This window comes from Streptomyces sp. NPDC004647, from assembly GCF_040609575.1.
Classification (GTDB): Bacteria; Actinomycetota; Actinomycetes; order Streptomycetales; family Streptomycetaceae; genus Streptomyces.
This window is the reverse complement of record NZ_JBEXKU010000001.1, coordinates 13,057-32,072: the sequence shown is the minus strand read 5'-3', so window position 1 is coordinate 32,072 and position 19,016 is coordinate 13,057. Positions and strand designations below refer to the sequence as shown.

Genomic DNA, 19,016 nt, shown 5'->3' with positions numbered 1-19,016 from the left:
GTGAATGGACGACGCGCTCAGGGATACCGGGCCCGGCGCCGGACAGCACCGCCCCGTTTGCGACCAGAGCGATCGCAACGGGCATCAGACCGTCCAAGCCGCGCACAGGGCCCTGGGAGTGAGGGAACCCGGCCCCACCGGCCCGGACCGCGCACAGGATGCGCGTCGCCCGGACCTGGAGCGAAAGCGGGGGACCAGCCTGCCCAACACCGTTCGGGGCAAGGCCGCTGAGCAGCAGTCTTGGCAACAAGACTCACTGCCGCTCACTGTCCAGGAACGGTCAACGGCTGCCGCGGGTGCCGTCGTGAGTCGGACTGGGCGCGTATAGGACCAGGGGAGGCCCCGCGGCTTCAGCCGTAGGGAGGAGGCACTGGCTTGCTCAGGTAGGGGAACCGTGGGCGCAGGGTGCCGGTAGCGGAGCCGGCGTCCAGGCCCATGTCGACGTTCCTGTTGAGAACGATGTGGAACATTGCTTCAGGGGTGTTCTCGGTCAGGCCTCGGCCGTTGCGTCGGTCCACGCCGAAGAAGGCGGCGGAACCAATCCTGTAGTGCAGCATGTCGGGCACGAGGATGTCGCGTACGGAGGCGCCGTACTTGTCTGGGTCCTCGGCCGTGCCGTTGACCGCAACGGCACGGGCGGTCATGCTAGCGATCTTCTCTCCATAGCTTGCGAGGTCATCCTTGGTGGGCGCCGCGTTGTATGCATCGCCTTCGTTGAAGCCGTAGAGGGTGCTGACCAAGGGATTTCCTGCTCGGTCGATTTGACGCCACCCGCCGGGTGCGTCGGTGGGCAGAGTGACGGAGCCCCAGAAGCCAATGGTGGTGGCGCTCCCGAAGAGCGTATTCGGAACTTCGAGGACGATTGCACTGACGTTGGTTTTGCCGAACAGGTTCGTCGCCTTGCTGGGGTCGTAGGCGCTGAGGTCGAGTTTGCTGCCGTTGATCACTGCAGTTCTGACTGCTGTGACCACATTCTTCTCGATGTAGAAGGGTTCGCCGGCGCTGCCAGCGAAGAGCTTGATGCCGGTTGAGCCAGTGATGTTCTCGTTGGTGCGGCCGTAGGCCACGATGTGCCCCGGGGCGTACCGGTTAGTGGCGTTTGAGCCGGTGACCTGGCGCAGCACGAGGGGCTGATCTCCGGTCGGGTCAGGTGGCAGGAAGGTGGCGCGCAGTGCGATGTTCTCGATTCCATCACCGTCGGTGTCGATGTTGAATTCATACAGCGCTTCGGGATGGAATCCTCCTGGGCCTGACAGCGGGTTGGTGTTTATGACGAACACCGTGCCGAATTGGCCTCGGAAGAGGTACACGTCACTGATGTCCAGGCGGGGATCCTCCCGCGCTGACAGACCGTCAAGGTGGTCAGACATTTTGGACTCCTGGGGTGCAAGTGAAGAGTAGGTGTCTAGGGAACCCGCCGTGGGGGTAGATGACCCTTCCCCGGGTGACACCTGGCTGGAATGAGAGGGGGTGCGGAGATGGTCAGTCGTATTGCGGTTTCCGCAGTCCCCCTCGGAAGCGAGTGCGAACGGTCAGACCGCCGAAATGGGCTCCAATTCGACCATGTAGAATTTCCCCCAGAAGGGAAAATCAGTTGAGGCGCCCCATTCCTGCCAGACGGATAGGTACGGCAGCTTCCGGGCGTCCCACTCGACTCGAACAGCGTTCTGGCCTTGCGAGTCAGCTATTTCGTACCAGCCGTCGGTGAAGCCTGTCAGATATGCCATCTGCGATGGCGCGCCGCGCTTCGGGATGACCGACAAGTCGACCGTTGTACCGTCCAGCATCGGTGCGTGCGGCCACCGGAGTGGGCCGTCACTCGCCGTTCGGCGTACGGTGTTGTGAATGCCCTTGTGAGGAAGGACCTCGACTCCTCGGGGCAGCACTATCCGATGGCCCGGCTTGAGGAACGGTCGGCTGAACCGGCGTACCCCGCCCCGCTCCACCCCGGCGGCCGCTGCACCCTCAGGCTGCGATCGCGATACGGGAGAAGCCATGCTGGGGCCGGACCCCACGGCCAGGAGTACGGGCGTCGCGGCCAGGCCGACGAGAAGCCGGCGCCGACTCCAGGCCTGACCCGCAACGGCCCCTGTTTCGTCGCTGCGGACGGCCACAAGGCTCGTCGTCTCTGCATTTTGGTTCGTTTCCATCTCTCCACCTCCACCGTGGTCCCACTCTTGCCCAGTCGTCTACTCCAGTGCTTAGCGTCGACTGAGGAATGGGTTGGACCAACAGCAAATAGGACCCGTACACGATTAACGAGCCGTGGAGGAACTTCTCCTGAACTCGTCCTCCGGAACCCTAGCCATCAGCGCGATGTAGGCAACCTCCATGACCGGGGCCGGCAACTCCTTCCCGCCCTACGGGAAGATTTCTTGCTAGGAATTCCGCCGGGCGCGCTCCGAACACCGCACGGAGGAACGAGGCATGGAAGACGAAGAGCCGAAGAAGAACGGAAACCAGCGGTTCACCCTCTCAGATTGGATCGAGGGAGCCCTGCTGATCTTCATAGCCATCGCGTTCGTGGGCTGGTGCGTGCAGAAATTCGCCAGCTGAGCCGGGGTCCCAGACCCATCCCACAGACACTAAACCTCGATCCACCGGTCAACGGCCGGTTCAGAGCGTGGACATGAGGGCGCGGGTGCCCTCTGAACTGGGGTGATGGGACTTGTCTAGGGTTCCACGTCCACAGATCGAGAGAATATCCGCGAGATGCAATCTTCCCATGTCGCTTCGGCGGTCTCTGCCCGCTTCGACGAGCCGAATCTGATCGCGGACGCCGGGCTGGTGCCGGTGGTCCGGCTGGCGGAGCGGGTCGGCCTGCCGCGACTGGCCGGTGATGCGGTCCGGATCAAGGAGGCGGGCAACGGCGGTGGGGCGAATGCGGCGGCGAAGGTGATGTCCCTGGTGGCGGCGATGTGCGTGGGGGCGGACAGCATCGACGGTGCCGATCGGCTGCGGCACGGTGCCATGCCGGTCTCCTTCCGCGGTGTGCGGGCTCCGTCGACGCTCGGCACTCGGCACGTTCCTGCGCTCCTTCACCCACGGCCACGCTCTGCAACTGCACGCGGTGCACCGCAAGGTGCCACGCGGTGCACCGCAAGGTGTTTCGAGAACTGGCAGCTCACACGCCGCTGCTGCCCGGCGCGGGCCAGCTCGCCTTCATCGATGTCGATTCCACCCACAAGCGGGTCTTCGGCCGTGCCAAGCAGGGCGCGCAGATCGGCCGGTTCAAGGGCGTGCGGACGCTGCATCCGCTGCTGGCCACCATCTGCACCCCCACCACGCGTCCGGTGATCGCCGCCGTCAGGTTGCGGCAGGGCAAGGCGGCCGACTCCCACGGCGCCGAGCGGTTGGTCACCGAGGCCCTGGCCACCGCCCGTGCAGATCCTGCGTGCGGACTCGCAGTTCTACAACGCCGACGTGGCCGCCGCCTGCCGCCGGGGCGGCGCTCACTTCTCGCTCACCTGCGGCATGAACCCCTCGATCAAGCGGGCCATCGCCGCCATTGAGGAGGCCGCATGGCGGAGGATCCGCTAGCCGAGGGCGGTCCTCGATCCGGACACCGGCGAGCTGATCTCGGACGCCGAGGTCGCGGAGATCCCGGCCTACACCGCGCACCGGCCGCAAGAAGGCCGAGCAGATCACCGCCCGCCTGATCGTGCGCCGCGTGGCCAAACCCGCGGTGGAAGGCAAGCAGGGCGAGCTGTTCCCCGTCTGGCGCCACCACCCGTTCTTCACCGACAGCCCGTTCGAGACCCTGCAGGCCGAGCGGCAGCACCGCCACCACGCGGTGATCGAGCAGGTCATCGCCGACGGCAAGGCAGGCCCCCTGGCCCACCTGCCGTCGGGGAAGTTCAACGCCAAGGCGGCCTGGCTGACCCTGTGGGCGATCACCTACACCTGCTGCGGGCCACAGGCGCCCTGGCCTCGGCCTTCCACGCCAAGGCCACCGCCACCATCCGGCCCACCTGCTCCACGTCCCCGCCCGCATCGCCCGCTCAGCCCGGCGCCTGACGCTCCACCTGCCGCAGCGATGGCCCTGGCAGCACGCCTGGACCGAGCTGTTCGACACCGTCCACCGCCCACCCGAACCCGCCTGATCTCCCCTGTCCACCCCGCCCGCCAGGCCCAACCGGAGCCGCACTCGTGGAAAAGCTGGGCAGACCAGCAGACATCTCCTGCCCAAGTCCAGGCGACACCAGAAGATGCCGCCCCGCGATCGTGAAGACCGCTTCAAGATCCGACCGGTGGATCGAGGCTTAGCCGCCCGTCGGGCGCCCGGGGGGCAGCGTGGTCGTCCTGTCCTGCATTGTCGGCGGCCTCGGTGAGCTGGAGGAGGTCACTGACGGCGGTTGCCAGGCAGGCCGCGTGCCATACGCGGAGTGTGATGTCCGACGGGAGAGACGCCGAATCCAGCTCCACCGCCCGCGCGATCACCGTTCGGACGTGCTGCCGGAGTCCGCTGCCCACCGGTAGACGGGAGCGGTAGGCGTCCGCCTCCGGGATGAGTTGCCTCGTGAAGGCCCGCAATTGGTTCAGGTGGTAATCCAAGGTGTCGGATTGGGGGCTCACCCGGGACTTCCACCAATACTTGGGGACGCGTGTGCTCTTGCGGATGTGGACGGGGCTCGCGGGCGGCCCGTCGTCCGGGTTGGGGTGGACTGCAGAGGGGAGCGGCCCACCTTCCGCGTGGGGCGTGGCGATCCGAACAGAGGTGTCCACGACAGTTCGTTGACCAGCCCGGAGCACTAAAGTCCCCTCGGCGGCGAGGATGCGCAGCGCGTCCGCCATAGGACCCAAGGCTGAGACGAGGGAGTGGGCCAGATCAGCTTGGGTAGGCAGGGCCGTGCCGGGCGGGTAGACGCCTGCTGCGATCTGCTCGCGCAGGCGGCGCGCTAGTCGCTCCCGCGTGCTCTCCCGCCGTCCGCCGGGTTCTACGACGTAGCTGCGGCCACCACGGTCCTCGACGATGCCCGCGGTGGCCAGATCGCTGAGCGCCAGCCGTACGCGGGGCACGGTTTCACCGAGGTGTGATGCGAGTCGGCCCAGGGCCAGCGAGGATCCAACCGGGTAGGCGCCATCTGTGATGGCATCGGCGATGCACCTGGCCACGTCCGCAACGGGGATATGGGGCGGGTTGCTGTCCTGGATCGCCCGCAGCAGATCACGTACCTGCCCGGTCTGGACTACCAGGCCACTGAAGGACCCGTCCTCCCATGTCTTCGGGGTGGCAGCCGCGGTAATCGTGTCCCACCTTGCCTGATCCGCTGCCGAGCCGGTCGCGGCCTCACGGCGTTCGCGGGCGAGCGGTAGCCACCGGGCGGCGATCTCGCAGAGTTCTTCGCGACTGCGCTTGATCGCTGCGGGCGAGGCCGCCGTACGAAATGTAGCGACGTGGGCGAGCCGCCCAATGTCGGCCCGGAGCTGGTCCAGCTCTATTGTGGCGGTCTGGCCTAACACCGTGCCGGTCGTCATATGGTCCCTTTCAGTGGAGGTATCGGCGGGCTTGTGGACCCGTAGTGGGCCTCTGCATGTCGGTGTGATGGCGTCGGAGGTCGCGGTGCGCTCGGCGGCAGCCTCCCGCCTGCGGCGGGTGTCCAGCCTCTCGGGCTCACCCCAGCGGTGCTGTGTACCTCGCGCCGGGAGTCTGCGGCTGCTCATTGAGACGGGCCCACGGCAGGCACCGCTCACTGAGCAGCCGCCGGTGGAGTCGCTTCGGCCGCAGCGACTTCTGCGTCGAGATCGACGATCGTGACGTCACACAGTCGGCGAAGGAGTTGGGAGGCCAGCAGCCAAGGGGCCCTGCGGTCGCCGTAGTGCAAGGTCACCTGCCCGCCCGGCACAGCCTCCACCCCCTGGGACCCGAATTGGTAGAGCACCCCGATCACCCCGTAGAGGCGGGGTCGTCTGACCCGCAACGCAATGTGCCCCCGATCCACGAGGGGACCGCACTGCTGGGTGGCGACCACGGCGTGCTCCAGGCACAGAGGAGGTTGCTGGGTCAGCGCTCCTTCCGGCCAGCCAGGCTTCATCTCACCTTCAGCAGGCCGCGTCTCCAGGAACAACCAGCCCAGCGACGTCCGGCTCGGCTGCTGGACACAGCCCTGGCACCGCATGTAATTCATCGTCTCGCGCTGCCGGGCGGGATGTACCTCCCTGAACCGAGGTCCACCTGTCGGTCGACCGGCTTCGAGCCACTGGGAACGACGCGCCCAGAGCACACCCCGGAGATCCCGGTCTCTCGGACCTTCATCCACGTAGCACAGGCCCTTGCCCCTGGGCAGCACCCGGAGCATCGACTCCGACTCCAATTCCTCCCCGCTGCGCGCCGTGATGTACGGGATGAATGTGGGGCGTGTGGGGCGTGTCTGTGGTGTGCTCACGCGGCCGCCCCCGGTCGCGCCTCGGCGGAGCGGTGCGAGTCGATGATTCGCCCGTTGGGCAGCAGCTCGCCAGTGTCGAAGAGTAGGAAGCCGTTGCACAGCAGGCTCCTTGTGTGCACTTCGGATGGCGTGGCTCGGCGCATCACTTGTGCCTCCCAAAGTTCGAGGAGATGGGCGTGACCGCAATACCCGCGTAGGCGCCAGAGGTCTGCGGCTGCCGCTGGGCGTGGACATGGTCGGCGTGCCAGCGCCCGGTGGCCACCACCCCGGGCCCGAGGTGGGCCCAGTCTGCGAACAGGTCGCGGATGTGGTCCTGGCTGCGCAGGCGGTAAGTGATCCGGGCCCGTTCGTACAGGGCCGTCACCGCGGCCATCTCGACCGGGCTCATGTCGGATGTGGCGTGGGTGATGGAGAGTGCGCTGCCGGGTGGCAGCCATGCCCGCAAAATTTTTAGGGCCTGGTCCACGAGCTCGTCATCAGCGACGTACGGCAACACGTCGTGGAGCAGGACTGCGATGGGCCGACTGCGGTCAAACGCCTGGACCTCTGGCGCGGCCAGGAGGCCTTCCATGTCCCTGATGTCAGCCTGGATGCACGAATGCTCGCCCGGCGGGCCGGCAAGCCGGGCCCGCCCGTGGCCTACGACGACCGGATGGCTGTCCACGTACACGACCACGGCGGTGTGGTGAATCGCTGAGACGGCTTCATGCACATTCGGCATGTGCGGTTGGCGGCGCCGTTGCGACGGCGAGGGGTACCCGCAGCCCAGATCCAGGAACTGTGTGATGCCGCGCCGGGCCAGATAGGACGTGGTCAGGGCTCCGTAGACGCGGTTGATCGTGGCGGCGGTCGGTAGCCACTGCGCCTCCTGGAGGAGCATACGGGCGAGGACCCGGTCGGCCTGGTAGCTATCGCGACCGCCAAGAAGGGCGTCGTAGACGCGGGATGTATCCGGGAACGACGACCAGTTTCTCGGGAGGCCGCTGATGCCACTGGGCGGGAGAGGCACGGGAAAGTCCACGCCTACGCCCCCGCCCTGGTGCAGATAACCGACCAGCCCGAGCCCTGCTCTGGGTGGTGCGCAACGATGCGGGCGACCTCCCGGTCGGCGGAGCGGACTGTCGGCCACTTCGGTTGGTGGTGACACATGTGATTCCTCATGGAGCGTGCGGGGTGGCGGGGCCTCTCCGGCCGGGCCTCAGCGAATCCCGGGGGGACTTGGATTCGGGGCTCGGCGGCCGGAGAGGGAGGGGCGGCTCTGCCCGCATGGGCGGCCGGGCGCGCTGCCGTCCCAACCGCGGCACCGGCGGGGCCCGCGGGGTGGCATTAACGCCTCTCCTCCGAGCGGCCCAGCGGTCGGCGTCGCTGGACGGAGGAGCCCCTCGTAGGTCATCTCCGTGGCGCGAGACAGGGTGCCACGGGATGACCAGCTTTACGCGGCGGGCGGTCTTCTCGCCTGTCCGCCCGGAGCCGGGTCCGGACTGTGACGTTCTGTCGGCGGGGCTGGCCAGTAATGCAGCCGACTTCGAGTGGCGCCCGCCAGTACACCGATGCAGGCGCGGCTTGGGTTGTCCTCATCGCGACGTCGAGCTGTCAGCCAGGTCCCGGCTGTCGCCAGAGCCTGCCGTCCTTGCGGGTTGGAGGAAATGGCTACGCCAGCGATGACCTCAGCGAGGTGGGTACATAGTTGTCGCCCGAGCTCCGGTCCATCCGCGACCGCCGTCTCGACGCGGTGCTCTGGCCCGGAAGCGCGTAGCGCTTGGAGAAGGGGTTTGAGTAATTCATAGCTGTATTGCGGTTCCCAGGACTCGCTGGGCTGGTACCCGGACTGGCCGCGGGTGCGCTGGTCTAGTGTCGCAGCGTGGGGTGCACTCATCGATTGTCTCCAAGAAGCAGAGGGGTCCCGGGGGAGTCACTTTGGAACGTGGGGGCGGGGGCGGCCAGGCAGGCGAGCATCGGCTCGAGAGGCGTCACGGGCGGGCTTCTCGGCCTCAATGACAAGGCCGCGCATTTTTGCGCAGGATGGACCTCACGATCCCTTGTCCGTCGGTACTTGGGGCGTAGCATGCGATTCCCGGTTCAGCCTCAGCTGCTGGCGCAGTCCACTGCGGAGCTGGGCGGCATTCGGAAGCCGGACGGGCTCGGGCTGAGTTGGGTGCCACGGTGGGGTGTCCCACCGAACGTTGTGCGAAGGCGGGAGGGCGATCCACTGGCCTTCTCCAGCGAGTACACGAAGCTGCGGACCGAGATCAGCGAGAAGGCATCCCGAACCCACTTCAACGAGGAAGGTCGTCGTCTGGTGGTCGCTGGTCAGGCAGGGCACCGGAGAGCTCATCCTGTCAAACCCCAACATTGCCCCCATCCCGATGTCGTGCGGGACGGTGATGGCGTCGAAGCCGGTGCAGAAGGTCAGAACTCCTGCCCCAGGCCGCTCCTCGAGGGCCTGGCGCAGGAGCGAAGGCCGAACCGCGTTGAGTGCGTTGGGAAGCGGATGGGCACCTGGGAAGAGGCAATCAGTCGAGTTGGGGGTGTCCAGACAGGTGCACCCGCCGCGGCGGCGATATCGGTGTCCAAGGATGACAGGCCATCCCAGCAGGTTCGTGTACGCATTGGCCAGTGCTGCGGTGTCACGGCCATATGGTGGGGACTCCACCTCGAACACCCCCAGGTGTGATCGCAGAGATACGTTGCGTAACAGGGGTGCAGCGTGGCATGGCAATGCGCCGTGTACCCACAAGAAAATTGTGGGTACTTGAAGCAGTCTGACCGCATCCTCCACGCGCTGACGATGGCGGACTGGGGCAGAGCCAATTGGCGCAAGGCCGGATCGACGCGGCCTGCGTCATGTGGCCCAAGGCAGTTCACGGGTGAGATTGAGCCTGCGCGACACCTTTACCGGCCAACTGACCGTGTCCATGCTTCCGCGTGCACCAGCTTGGACGGTGTCCCCGTTGTGGTGTCCGCCGGCGGTGACGGGACGGGCGCGAGTGTGGAATCTGGCCTCTGGCACCCCGATCGGCCTACCGACGACGGGACACACTGGCGCTGGCCTGGTGTACGCGGTGGCGTGCACCAGCTGGACGGCTTCCCCGTCGCCGTCACCGCCGGCCACGACAACACGGTGAGGGTCTGGAACTGGAACTTGCGCACTGGGGAGCCGACCTGGCTCGTGGCCGCGCGGCCGGTGCTCGTGCTGTCGCCGCCACCGCAAAGGGGTGTCTTGTGGTCGGAATGAACCACGTAGCGGGCTTCAGCCGACGCTGATTGGCAGATAGCCCGCCGCTCGGCTCTGCGGTGGCTTCGATAGGCGCCCCGGGCGGCCGGTACGACTGTGGCGGCCTAGGCAGTTACGGCCGCAAGCGCCCTGTTACGGCTTAGGGGTCGAACGGGCGGGCCTGTCCGGCGAGCAGGTTCGGCGGGCGGTGCATTGTCGTGGCACTCGGGATGAGATGAACGGCATGAACTCCGCGCGCACGGAGAAAGCTGTCTCCGACATACGAGTGGGTCCGTCGATCTTCAAACGACGCGGCGCTCTCGAAGCGAGTTGCTCGACCAGCGCGCTGCTCAGTGGCAGGGCGGCCAATATCGGAAGGCGCTCGCTCGCAGTCGAGATCCGATCGCTGGCTCGTCTACCTCGCGAGCTCCATGTTCCGTACGAGCGTGGACAAGACGCTCTCTTGCCCTCGCACGCCGGTCCGCGTTAGGTCCGCTACCAGAGCTCGCGCCATCGGATCGGCGTACACGTAGTACGGGGCGTAGTTGGCGGCCTGGCGCAGAGTGTTCACCGCAGCGGGAGCGCGCCCCAGGAGCTTATACGACCGGGCGCGGTCGATCATGAAATGGGTGCGGCGCTCTTTGGAGGGGATCTCCTCCACCTTAGGATTCGGTACGAACTTGAGCCCCACGTCTGGTCGGTCAAGCTCCACCCCGACTTCGGCGGCGTGGACTGCACAGTTCGCCCTCCCGAACACAGTCTGCCCTGCGACATCGTGGAAGTCAGGCCCCAATCGCCCGGCGTCCTCCAGCGCACGCGTGATCTGTGCCCAGGAATCGGCCTCCTGACGAGCACGCGCGGAGGCCACGGCGCACCGGAGCACCAACGCGCCGTGCAGTGCAATCGCGGAGCGGTCCGGCGCACTGCCCACTGTCAGCGGCTCGAGATCGCGCAGCGCCGCCTCTGCAACCACGACCGCGTCGCGCGGAGACGCCTGGTGCAACAGAGCGCCACACCGGTCCCAGGCGACGGCCGCCTTGGCCATCGGGTCATCCAGTTGCCGCGCCGCGCCCGCGGCAACCTCGGCGGCCACCCACGCCAGGTCGGGATAGCCGAGTTGGTTAAGCGCCATGCGAGTCGTTCGTGCCCCGTCGACCATGAGCCGCAGTGCTGCTTCCCGATCCGCACCCTCCCAGATGAGCACGGCGGAATTCAGGTCATCCAGCATCGTTGCCAACAGCGACGCCACCTCTGGGAGGTTCGCAGCCTGACGAGCCCGGTTGGCTGCCAGGGAGCGACTCCGCATCACCTCTGCGCTCGCTGGCAGCCCCTGGGGTGCCAGACCTGGATGGCCTGAAAGAATCAAGCTTGAGCGACGGAGCACGGCCCGGACTGCCGGGATGTAGGAGTGCGCGACCGATCCGCCTTCTCCACGAAGACGGTATGGCTGGCCAAGTAGCCATACAACGTCCACATCGCATACCTCAGCCACAGCAGTGATGACGGAATAGCGGTCCAGGGTGTGGCGGCCTGCCTCCACATCCTCCACCCATCGAACGGACTTGCTGAGGAAGCCCGCCATCTCGCTCTGCGTCAATCCTGCGGCGGTTCGGGCCACGCGCACGCGTGCCCCGATGTGTTGATCCATGCCCTCGGGCATACCGGGCTCCGTTCTGAGGTGACACCAGAACCGTACCGCCGCCATCCTCGGTGGGGCATAGATCGGCCCCTTCTCAGACGCTCGGAGCGGGGCCGACCTGGCTGTCTGCCAGCAGATCCGGTGTTCGTTTGACCGACGAGCCCGCCTTCGGTTTCCCTGCCCGCCTAGGCGGCGTGCCGGGGGGGGCTGAGTGTTCAGCAGTGGCTGCGCTCAGGGGCAGATGATGCACACCGTGGGAGCGAGGCAGAAACCCGCTACGGTGTAGTTACCTTGCTGTGCGCAGACTAGTGCCCCTCCTACGGCTTTGGATCACCGTCGGGAGGCAGGCCTGCAGCGGATCGAAGGTCGCTGATAGCCGCATCGATCTGGTCTTGCAAGGACGTCGGCAGTCCCGCCGATCGGCGCAGAATGCTTCTGGCCCTGTCGTCTTGGTAGGCGGCCAGGAGCGCCAGGTCTGCCGTCATCCCGTCGGCAACCCCCTCATCGCAAAACATGCCCACGGGGATGCGGAAGAACGCTGCCAGTTTCGAAGCATCCATCAGCGAGGGAGTGGCCTGGCCGCTGCGGAGCGCCCGGACCTTGTCAGTGCCCAGACCGGTCGCGGTGGCGACATCTTCATCGGAGAAAGGGCGCCCGCGCGATGCCGGGTACAGGTTCTGGAAAATGGTGTTCAGAAGATCTGGGAATTGTTTGGAGACGTGGTCTCCTGACGCGCTTACGACCTTCCCCAGACCATCTGTAGCGGCCATGAAGGACATGAGATCTGGTCCGGAGATCACACCGAAATGGCGAGCTACGGCCTGTACCGACGTGTCGGTGAAGAAGGAGACAGGTACGCCGAAAAACTCCGCCAGGTGGGTAGAACACTCCAGTCCCGGCATGCTTTCCCCCCTGATCAACTTGCTGATGTACTGGGGAGTGAAACCGGTCGCGCGTGCCACCTGACCCTGCGAGTACCGGCCCCCCTCGTCAGGGATGCGCGTAGTAAACAGGTGTTGAAGTCGTTGGGCGAAGCACGGCCTGACAGTCTCTGCGTGGCCCTCGCCGGCCAGCATCCGTCTGATTTCGCGGGCCGGGACGCCTGTTGCCCAACTGACCTCTTCCGGCGTCCAGGGCCTTCCCAGTCGCAGCGGGTAGGTGTTGCGGAAGAGGAAACCGAGACGCTCGGAGACATGCGGGGCCAGATGATTCCCGTCTACGTGAGCGGTCATGCGGGTCACTCCTCCTGGGTGTGCCGACGCCCTGAGGCCCCTACGAAAGGTACGGCGGAGGATAGCCTGCCCTTACCTGACGCGGTACCAGTAGTTCTCGGCCGCTTCTCCCCGAGGTTCGGCCGGCTGCTGGGATTGCTCCGGGGGCGCCAAGGAGACGGTGGAAACAGTGACCCGGCTAACCTGAGCACACGAGGAAAGCATGAAACTATAGTTGACACTTCCTGCTTGAGTGTTTCAAGCTCACCCCCCAAGGTGACTGAGCGCCTCGGGCCGGGACTCGTCGTGTCGCTTGAGGGGATGCTTTGCTGTTCATCGTCGGCCAACCGGGCAGGTCAGCTCAATCCGGACAGCAGGGGAAACGATCCGGCGCGGAGCGCCCGCGGACGGGGGGCGGGGCATGTTCGGGGACGCGTTGAGGAAGCGGAGAGAAGACGCGGCGCTGTCCCTGCGGGAACTGGCCGAGCGGGCGAACTACTCCGCCGGATACCTCAGCAAACTCGAGTCAGGACAGCGTCCGCCGAACCCGGAGGTCGCACGGGCCTGTGACGAGGTGTTGGGCGCCCGTGGTGAGTTGGTCGCCCTGGCCCAGGCAGCCCCGCACAAAGGGGGCCTGGGAAGGCCTTCGCAGCTGCCCCCGGGGGCAGCCGGATTCGTCGGCCGCATCGACGTGCTCAGCGAGCTTGACAGCCTTCTTGCCGATGCGGAGCGAGAGGGCACCGCCCTGGCCCTGTCGATCGACGGCCCTCCCGGGGCCGGTAAGAGCGCCCTGATGACCCAATGGGCGCACCGCGTCGCAGATCGCTTCCCCGGAGGCGTGCTCTTCACCGACCTCCAGGGACATACTCACCGGGCCCAACCAGTCGATCCCAGCCACGTGCTGGAAAGCTTCTTGCGCGCCTTCGAGCTCTCGGCCGAGGCGATTCCGATAGACATCAGCGAGAGGGCCGCGCTCTTTCGTAGTCTCGTCACCGACCGCCGCGTGCTGGTGCTCCTGGACAACGCCGCATCCTCCCAGCAGGTACGGCCGTTGATGGTCGCCGCCCCTGGGTGCGCCGTTTTGGTGACCAGCCGCCGGCGGCTGACCAGCCTCGCGGTCAGCACCGGCGCGCGCCGGGTGTCCCTGGAGCCGATGGAGGAGCAGGAATCCGTCCAGCTGCTGACTGCAGTCCTGGGACAGACGAGGGCAGACGCCGAGCCGAAAGCCGTCCGGGATCTGGCATGTCGGTGCGGACACCTGCCGCTCGCGCTGCGCATAGCCGCCGAGCGACTGGCCACCCACCGCCACCTCCCGGTGGCCGCCGCAGTCGCCGAACTTGCCGACCCCGAGGACCGATTGGACAGACTGGCTGACGGCGAGGACCCTCACCTGGCCATGCGGCCGGTCTTCAACGCCTCATACCGCGAGATCGACGCCGCGGTCGCCCGTACATTCAGGCTCCTGGGCCTGTTTCCTGGCCGGCGGATCACTACCCCTGCGGCGGCCGCGCTCATCGGGCAGCCTCCCGGCAGGACACGCCGCCTGCTGGAGGAGCTCGTCGGCGTTCACCTTCTGGAAGAGATATTCCAGGACACCTACCGCTTCCACGACCTGCTCCGTGTATACGCCGCAGAGTGCGTTGAACAGGAAGAAAATGAGCCCGACCGCACAGCTGCAGTGCGCCGTCTCGCTGACTGGTACGCACATACCGTCGATGCAGCAAATCTCACCCTGGCGCCGCAGCGGATCGTCGCACCGCTGGATGCTCCAACACCTGGTGTCACACCGCTGACCTTCACGGCAGTCGACGCGGCACGGCAATGGTGTGATGCGGAGGGGGCCAACTTCGAGCCCCTCGTCCGCATGGCCGCCCAGCACGGCCTCCCGGCCGCGTGGCAGATACCGACCCGGCTGTGGAACTGGCTTCTGCTGGTGAAACCGTGGGGCCTGTGGATCGAGACGCACAGGGTCGGATTGCAGGCTGCCACCGACGCCGGTTCAGCAGAGGCTCAGGCGTGGGTCGCTCTCAACCTCGCCGAGGCCTACCGTCAGTCCGGTTCCTACGACCAGGCGCGCCAGCATCTGGAGCAGGCGCTCGCCCTGCGTCTGGAGATAGGCGACCGACACGGACAGGCATGGGTGCTGACCTGTCTGGGCTTCGCGGACACAGACCAGGGAGACACGGCGGGGGCGTGCAGCCGCTTCGAGCAGGCTCTCCAGCTCTTCGAGGAGGCCGCTGACCTTCACGGCCAGGCCATCGTGCTCGCCAGCGTGGCCGAGTCCTATGGCCGTCTGGGACGACAGGAGGATGAGCAGCGTGCGTTCGATGCATCCCTGAGCTTGGCCAGGGACCTGGAAGACCCGTATGGCGAGGCCATGACATGGCTCAGGAGGGCCAACCTCCAGCTCCAGCGGGGCGAGCTGGATGCGGCGGTGGAGAGCCTGGACCGCAGCGTGGATCGCCGGCGGGCCGCCGGAGACGACTGGGGAGCAGCTGACGCCCTCGACCGGCGCGCCCGGATTCTCCACGATGATCATCCCGCTGACGAGGCGAAGGACCCCGGCTGGCGGGCCCAGGCGCGCCGGGACCGAGCACGAGAGTCATGGCAAGCGGCGCACGACATTTTCGAGCAGCTCGGCGATCCTCGCGCCGCACAAATACGCGAACAGCTGAGCGATCTCGATGACGAGGCCAACTGAAACGATCACTACTGGATGCCAACGTCTGGATCGAGGTTCAGCAGACCCTCCCGGATCCACTCCTTCGACTTCCCGGCATCCACGGCGAACGCAATCTTCACAGGACGCCGGTTGTCAGATATGCCGTTCAGGTTACGCAGAGCTTCGGAACGCTGATCCAGGAGCACGGCGCCCCTGGAGCGGCCAGCCAGTTCGACCACGGCTGGGTGCGTTTCATAGCGGGCCAGCGAGGGCTGACACATGATCGCGGCCGCGAGCGGATCATGCATCACACACCCGTAACTCCCGTTCATACTGGCGTAGAGCTCGCAGTAGTTTCCCATGATCGACGTCGCAAAGTCCGTGGCGGGAGTCCGGTGCGAGGCGATTTCCTCCAGCCACCCCTCGTCGACAAAGGCGTGCTCAGTCACGTCCATCGGCACCATGGTCAAGTCAAAACCCGCGCGCAGGACCTCTTCCGCAGCTTCCGGGTCGTGCCACGTATTGGCATCCGCCCAAGGAGTGATGTTGCCGCGGGGACTGCGGAAGGCACCACCCATGTAGTGAACCTGCTTCACCAGCTGAGGGAGCATGGGCTCCAGGCGCAGTGCCAGCGCAATGTTCGTGAGAGGGGCCAAGGCCAGCAGCGACAGCTCCCCCGGGCGCTGACGAGCCAGCCGTACGAGCTGCTCGGCCGCCGACTCATCCGCGGGCCGACGCCGGGAAGGCGGGCCGGCATGGCCGCCCAGACCATCGTCGCCGTGGACGAACTCAGCCGTATGCAAGGCCTGCTGCAGCGGCGTTGGATGGCCCACCGCCACCGGTACCTGGTGCAGCCCGGCAGCATCCAGCACACGCAGCGCGTTCTCTGCAGAGGTAGCCGCAGGGACGTTGCCGTGTGCGGCTCCGATGGCCACCAGTTCCACGTTCGGCCGACCGGCGAGCGCCAGGATGGCCCAGGTGTCATCCACTCCCGGATCCGTATCGATCACCACGGGCCGACGTCCACCGTCCTGCGGGCTGCCTGCGCCGGTCAAAGCCATGCGGATCCTCATCCTGTAGTTCCAACGCCGGGTTTCCTCAGGAGTCTGTCCCCCTGCGGCTCCAACCACCAGCGTTTCCCGGAATAGGCAACAGGCCAACACTGGCCGCCGGTTGCAGCGTGAGCAACAGTGAGTGACATGCGCCAGACAAGACAGAGTCCGAACCAGTTTCCCGGGAGCCTGATGTCTCGGCACCCGGGGAATCCTGACCGGCCCTCATTGCCGGTGCCCCACCCGGGACACCTTGTGTTCTGGCGCTCGACGCCCCCACTCGACCCGACATGGCGCAGTGCTCCGTGGACGCCCACGCGCCCCGCAGCCACCGACCGCGGGCTGCAGACGCAAGCCCCACTGAGGACCAGGCTGATCCGCACCACAGCCATGCGCTGCGTGAGCCTCACCTCGCGCATGAGCGGGACCCTGCGTCCGCCCCCGTTAATCGAGCCACAGGGCCCTGGGGGCTGGTGGACGACGAGCACACGCTCCTCAGCCGCGGCTCGCAGGGGCCGGACACCTCGCACGGCGCCCACGGTCCACGCGTGCGCGGCACCATTCCCGGTGCGCGAACACCCATCCGTTAGAGCCCGGTACGCCAGCGTCACCACCTCGACCTACCTCCTGAACACCACCGTGGCGAACCGCTCAACGAAGCCGGGCCCACCGCAGGAGCACCCGGCCGCCACGGAGCCCACATTCAGCTCGCCTCACCAAAGCGCTCACCCCGGTCGTCCTCACGCCCGCCAGGGCACGGGCCCGTGGAGGGGAGCGTGAAACGCCGGGCGCGCCACTGAGCGATCACGATGCCCCCGCATCGCTCCCGGCGCGAATCCAGTCACCACCTGCAAACGCCGACCAGACGAGGGCATCGCGACCTGGCGGAAGCAAGGGAGAAGCCATGCCGACTCTCGGGTACCTGGTGGGGGAGAGGACCGAGCTGCAGCTGCGCTTCGCTGAGCCGGGCCATCCAACAGTCCACGCAGGCAACCAGGTGACCGGAGTCGTCACCCTGAACCTCAGCGATCTTGCAACGAAGCAGACCGACTACACGCAGACCGCGAACGCCCTGGTTCTCGTCCGGCTCACCAGCCCACCCCTCAAGGGTGCCTCCGCGGCGGCCATCGACCGCGCGCTGCGCCACCTGGCACACCACCAGGCGGCGGGGCTCGCCCTCGCCGTGCCGGCCCACAGCACCCACATCTACCCCGCCGCAACCCGCGGTCTCGCCAGCCGCCTGCGGATACCACTGCTGACCACGACAGCCCCTCCCACATCCTGGGAAGGCGCCAACGTAATCATCCAGCAGTCCCGCGCACAATGCGCCGAACGCCAGGTCAAACACCTGAACGGATTGCTGAGCCGGCTGCCCGCTCAACTCGCGGACCACAGCGCCATTCAGCACATCGCCGAGTGGCTGGCCGGCGCCTTGGACGGACAGGTCCTGGTCAGCGAGCCAGAGCGCGGCGTCCTCGCCGCTGCCCCCCGCACCGCCCCGGCCGACCTCGCACACGCTGTCATCAGCCAGGCGGTTGACGCGACCCAGCGCGCAGCGTCCGCCGAGCAGGCCACCGCGCACACCAGGCTGGTCTCCATTTCCCCCGGCACGGGAAATGAAGCCGTCCTCGCCGTCGCCTCGCGCACTGCGTTCGACAGCGCCAGTGCCAGCTTGGTTCAGCACGCGGCCAGACTCATCGGCCTGGTGGACCAGGCATGCAACGACCACCGGGTCGCGCTGGAAGATGCCCGCGGGGTACGCCATGCCGTCTTCCAACTCCTCATGGTCGGTGAATCGGTCAAGGCCCAGCGTGCGTTCGCAGGCCTGGCCCCCGGACTGCTCGACAGCGACATGGCTCGCGTCTACGTCATCGACTGCGGAATCGAAAACCGCGAACCCACGCTGCGTCGGTGCGAAAGCACCCTCGCCGGCCGCGCTCTGGTGACCCTCTGCCCCGGAAAGGCCGATCACGTCCTCATCGTCGACCCCACACCGGACGGGGAGTACGACAGCATTGCCGCTGACCTGCGGCGCCTGATCGCGAACCTGGACGATCACCTCATGGGCGGAAGCCAGCGCCACCCCCTGGCCCGGACCGCGGACGCCTATGTCGAAGCCTTCAAGGAACTGAGGAAAGCCGCCCACGAACCGGATCGGGTCAAGGTCGCCGAACCGGAGGCCAAGCTCGCCCCGATTCTCGACCGCCATGCGGCACGTGCCTGGGCCGAACGTTGCCTGGCCCAGATCATGAAGCTGCGCCGCAGCCAGCGCGAACAGCTCCTGGAGACCCTTCCCGTGGCCCTGCCGTTCTCCTACAACGAAGCAGCAGGCATCTTGGGGGTGCACCGCAACACGGTGCGCGAGCGTGTGAAGGCGGCCGCTGAACTCCTCTCACTCGACCTCAGCTCACTGATCAACCAGATCCCCGTCCTTCTCGCCCTGGACATCCTCACCCTCCCCGAGCCTTCGGAGCACCCTGGTTCCGGCGAAGTGCACCAGCCTGACCTGGCCGAGCTGCTCACGACCCCGGAAGTCAAAGAGTGGGCCGACCAGCTCCTCCAGCCCGTGCGATCCGACCATCGCGATCTCGTGCACACCGCGTGCGTGTGGCTGGAAAACGAATCCAACCTGGAACGCACCGCGCGTGCCCTGGAGAAGTCAGTGGCTACCGTTCGCAGCCACATACGGGCCATGGAAGAACTGATCCGACAGGACCTGACCCCCGACGCCATAGGTGTCCAAGACCTCGCCCTGGCGCTCTTCATCGCCACCGGCCGGCCGGCCCTAACCCAACCGCATCCGGGTGCCCGCCACCTCGGCTCCCCGACCACCGGGGAGCCGACATGAGCCG

The 19,016-nt window shown here is 66.8% G+C and carries 12 protein-coding genes and 2 pseudogenes; 4 read left to right on the top strand and 10 right to left on the bottom strand.

Features of this window, described 5'->3' with window-relative positions; genetic code table 11:
• Window positions 1-350 precede the first annotated feature (350 nt).
• Together ABZW18_RS00120 and ABZW18_RS00115 are read right to left on the bottom strand one after the other, a co-directional pair.
• Complete coding sequence (locus tag ABZW18_RS00120) at window positions 351-1,370, bottom strand: DUF4331 family protein (protein ID WP_356179789.1); 1,020 nt, start codon at window positions 1,368-1,370, stop codon at window positions 351-353.
• A gap of 162 nt (window positions 1,371-1,532) precedes the next feature.
• Window positions 1,533-1,763 carry a hypothetical protein gene (locus ABZW18_RS00115; RefSeq protein ID WP_356179787.1) on the bottom strand — a complete coding sequence of 77 codons (231 nt, stop codon included), beginning with the start codon at window positions 1,761-1,763 and terminating at the stop codon, window positions 1,533-1,535.
• Between the two features lie 664 nt (window positions 1,764-2,427).
• Here ABZW18_RS00115 and ABZW18_RS00110 point away from each other — a divergent pair.
• Complete coding sequence (locus ABZW18_RS00110; RefSeq protein WP_356179786.1) at window positions 2,428-2,556, top strand: hypothetical protein; 129 nt, start codon at window positions 2,428-2,430, stop codon at window positions 2,554-2,556.
• A 156-nt stretch (window positions 2,557-2,712) separates the two neighbouring features.
• Window positions 2,713-4,103, top strand: a pseudogene (locus tag ABZW18_RS00105) (IS1380 family transposase).
• Window positions 4,104-4,236: 133 nt separating this feature from the next.
• Here ABZW18_RS00105 and ABZW18_RS00100 read toward each other — a convergent pair.
• The 7 genes and pseudogenes from ABZW18_RS00100 to ABZW18_RS00070 form a co-directional block, all read right to left on the bottom strand.
• Window positions 4,237-5,478 (bottom strand): DUF6415 family natural product biosynthesis protein, encoded by a 1,242-nt coding sequence (locus tag ABZW18_RS00100; RefSeq protein WP_356179784.1) that lies wholly within the window; start codon window positions 5,476-5,478, stop codon window positions 4,237-4,239.
• Window positions 5,479-5,690: 212 nt separating this feature from the next.
• Entirely contained in the window at window positions 5,691-6,035 is a 345-nt protein-coding gene (locus ABZW18_RS00095) for a hypothetical protein (RefSeq protein WP_356179783.1), read from the bottom strand.
• A 347-nt stretch (window positions 6,036-6,382) separates the two neighbouring features.
• Window positions 6,383-6,529, bottom strand: a complete 147-nt coding sequence (locus ABZW18_RS00090) for a DUF5999 family protein (RefSeq protein WP_356179781.1) — start codon at window positions 6,527-6,529, stop codon at window positions 6,383-6,385.
• Window positions 6,529-7,395, bottom strand: coding sequence for an SAM-dependent methyltransferase (locus ABZW18_RS00085; RefSeq protein WP_356180113.1), 867 nt, complete (start codon window positions 7,393-7,395; stop codon window positions 6,529-6,531). The genes ABZW18_RS00090 and ABZW18_RS00085 overlap by 1 nt, the downstream gene beginning before the upstream one ends.
• A gap of 32 nt (window positions 7,396-7,427) precedes the next feature.
• A pseudogene (locus tag ABZW18_RS00080) lies at window positions 7,428-7,535 on the bottom strand (DUF5999 family protein); the annotation flags it as partial.
• Window positions 7,536-10,015: 2,480 nt separating this feature from the next.
• Entirely contained in the window at window positions 10,016-11,248 is a 1,233-nt protein-coding gene (locus ABZW18_RS00075) for a helix-turn-helix domain-containing protein (RefSeq protein WP_356179780.1), read from the bottom strand.
• 308 nt (window positions 11,249-11,556) lie between these two features.
• Window positions 11,557-12,471 carry a helix-turn-helix transcriptional regulator gene (locus ABZW18_RS00070; RefSeq protein ID WP_356179778.1) on the bottom strand — a complete coding sequence of 305 codons (915 nt, stop codon included), beginning with the start codon at window positions 12,469-12,471 and terminating at the stop codon, window positions 11,557-11,559.
• A 400-nt stretch (window positions 12,472-12,871) separates the two neighbouring features.
• Between ABZW18_RS00070 and ABZW18_RS00065 the strand changes: the two genes are divergently transcribed.
• Complete coding sequence (locus ABZW18_RS00065) at window positions 12,872-15,151, top strand: tetratricopeptide repeat protein (RefSeq protein WP_356179777.1); 2,280 nt, start codon at window positions 12,872-12,874, stop codon at window positions 15,149-15,151.
• Window positions 15,152-15,159: 8 nt separating this feature from the next.
• Here the strand turns inward: ABZW18_RS00065 and ABZW18_RS00060 are convergent, their stop codons facing one another.
• Complete coding sequence (locus ABZW18_RS00060; RefSeq protein ID WP_356179775.1) at window positions 15,160-16,173, bottom strand: nucleoside hydrolase; 1,014 nt, start codon at window positions 16,171-16,173, stop codon at window positions 15,160-15,162.
• 895 nt (window positions 16,174-17,068) lie between these two features.
• On the opposite strand from ABZW18_RS00060, the gene ABZW18_RS00055 reads away from it, so the two are divergent.
• Window positions 17,069-19,012: a helix-turn-helix domain-containing protein gene (locus ABZW18_RS00055; protein ID WP_356179774.1), complete on the top strand. Its 1,944-nt coding sequence runs from the start codon at window positions 17,069-17,071 to the stop codon at window positions 19,010-19,012.
• Window positions 19,013-19,016: the final 4 nt, after the last annotated feature.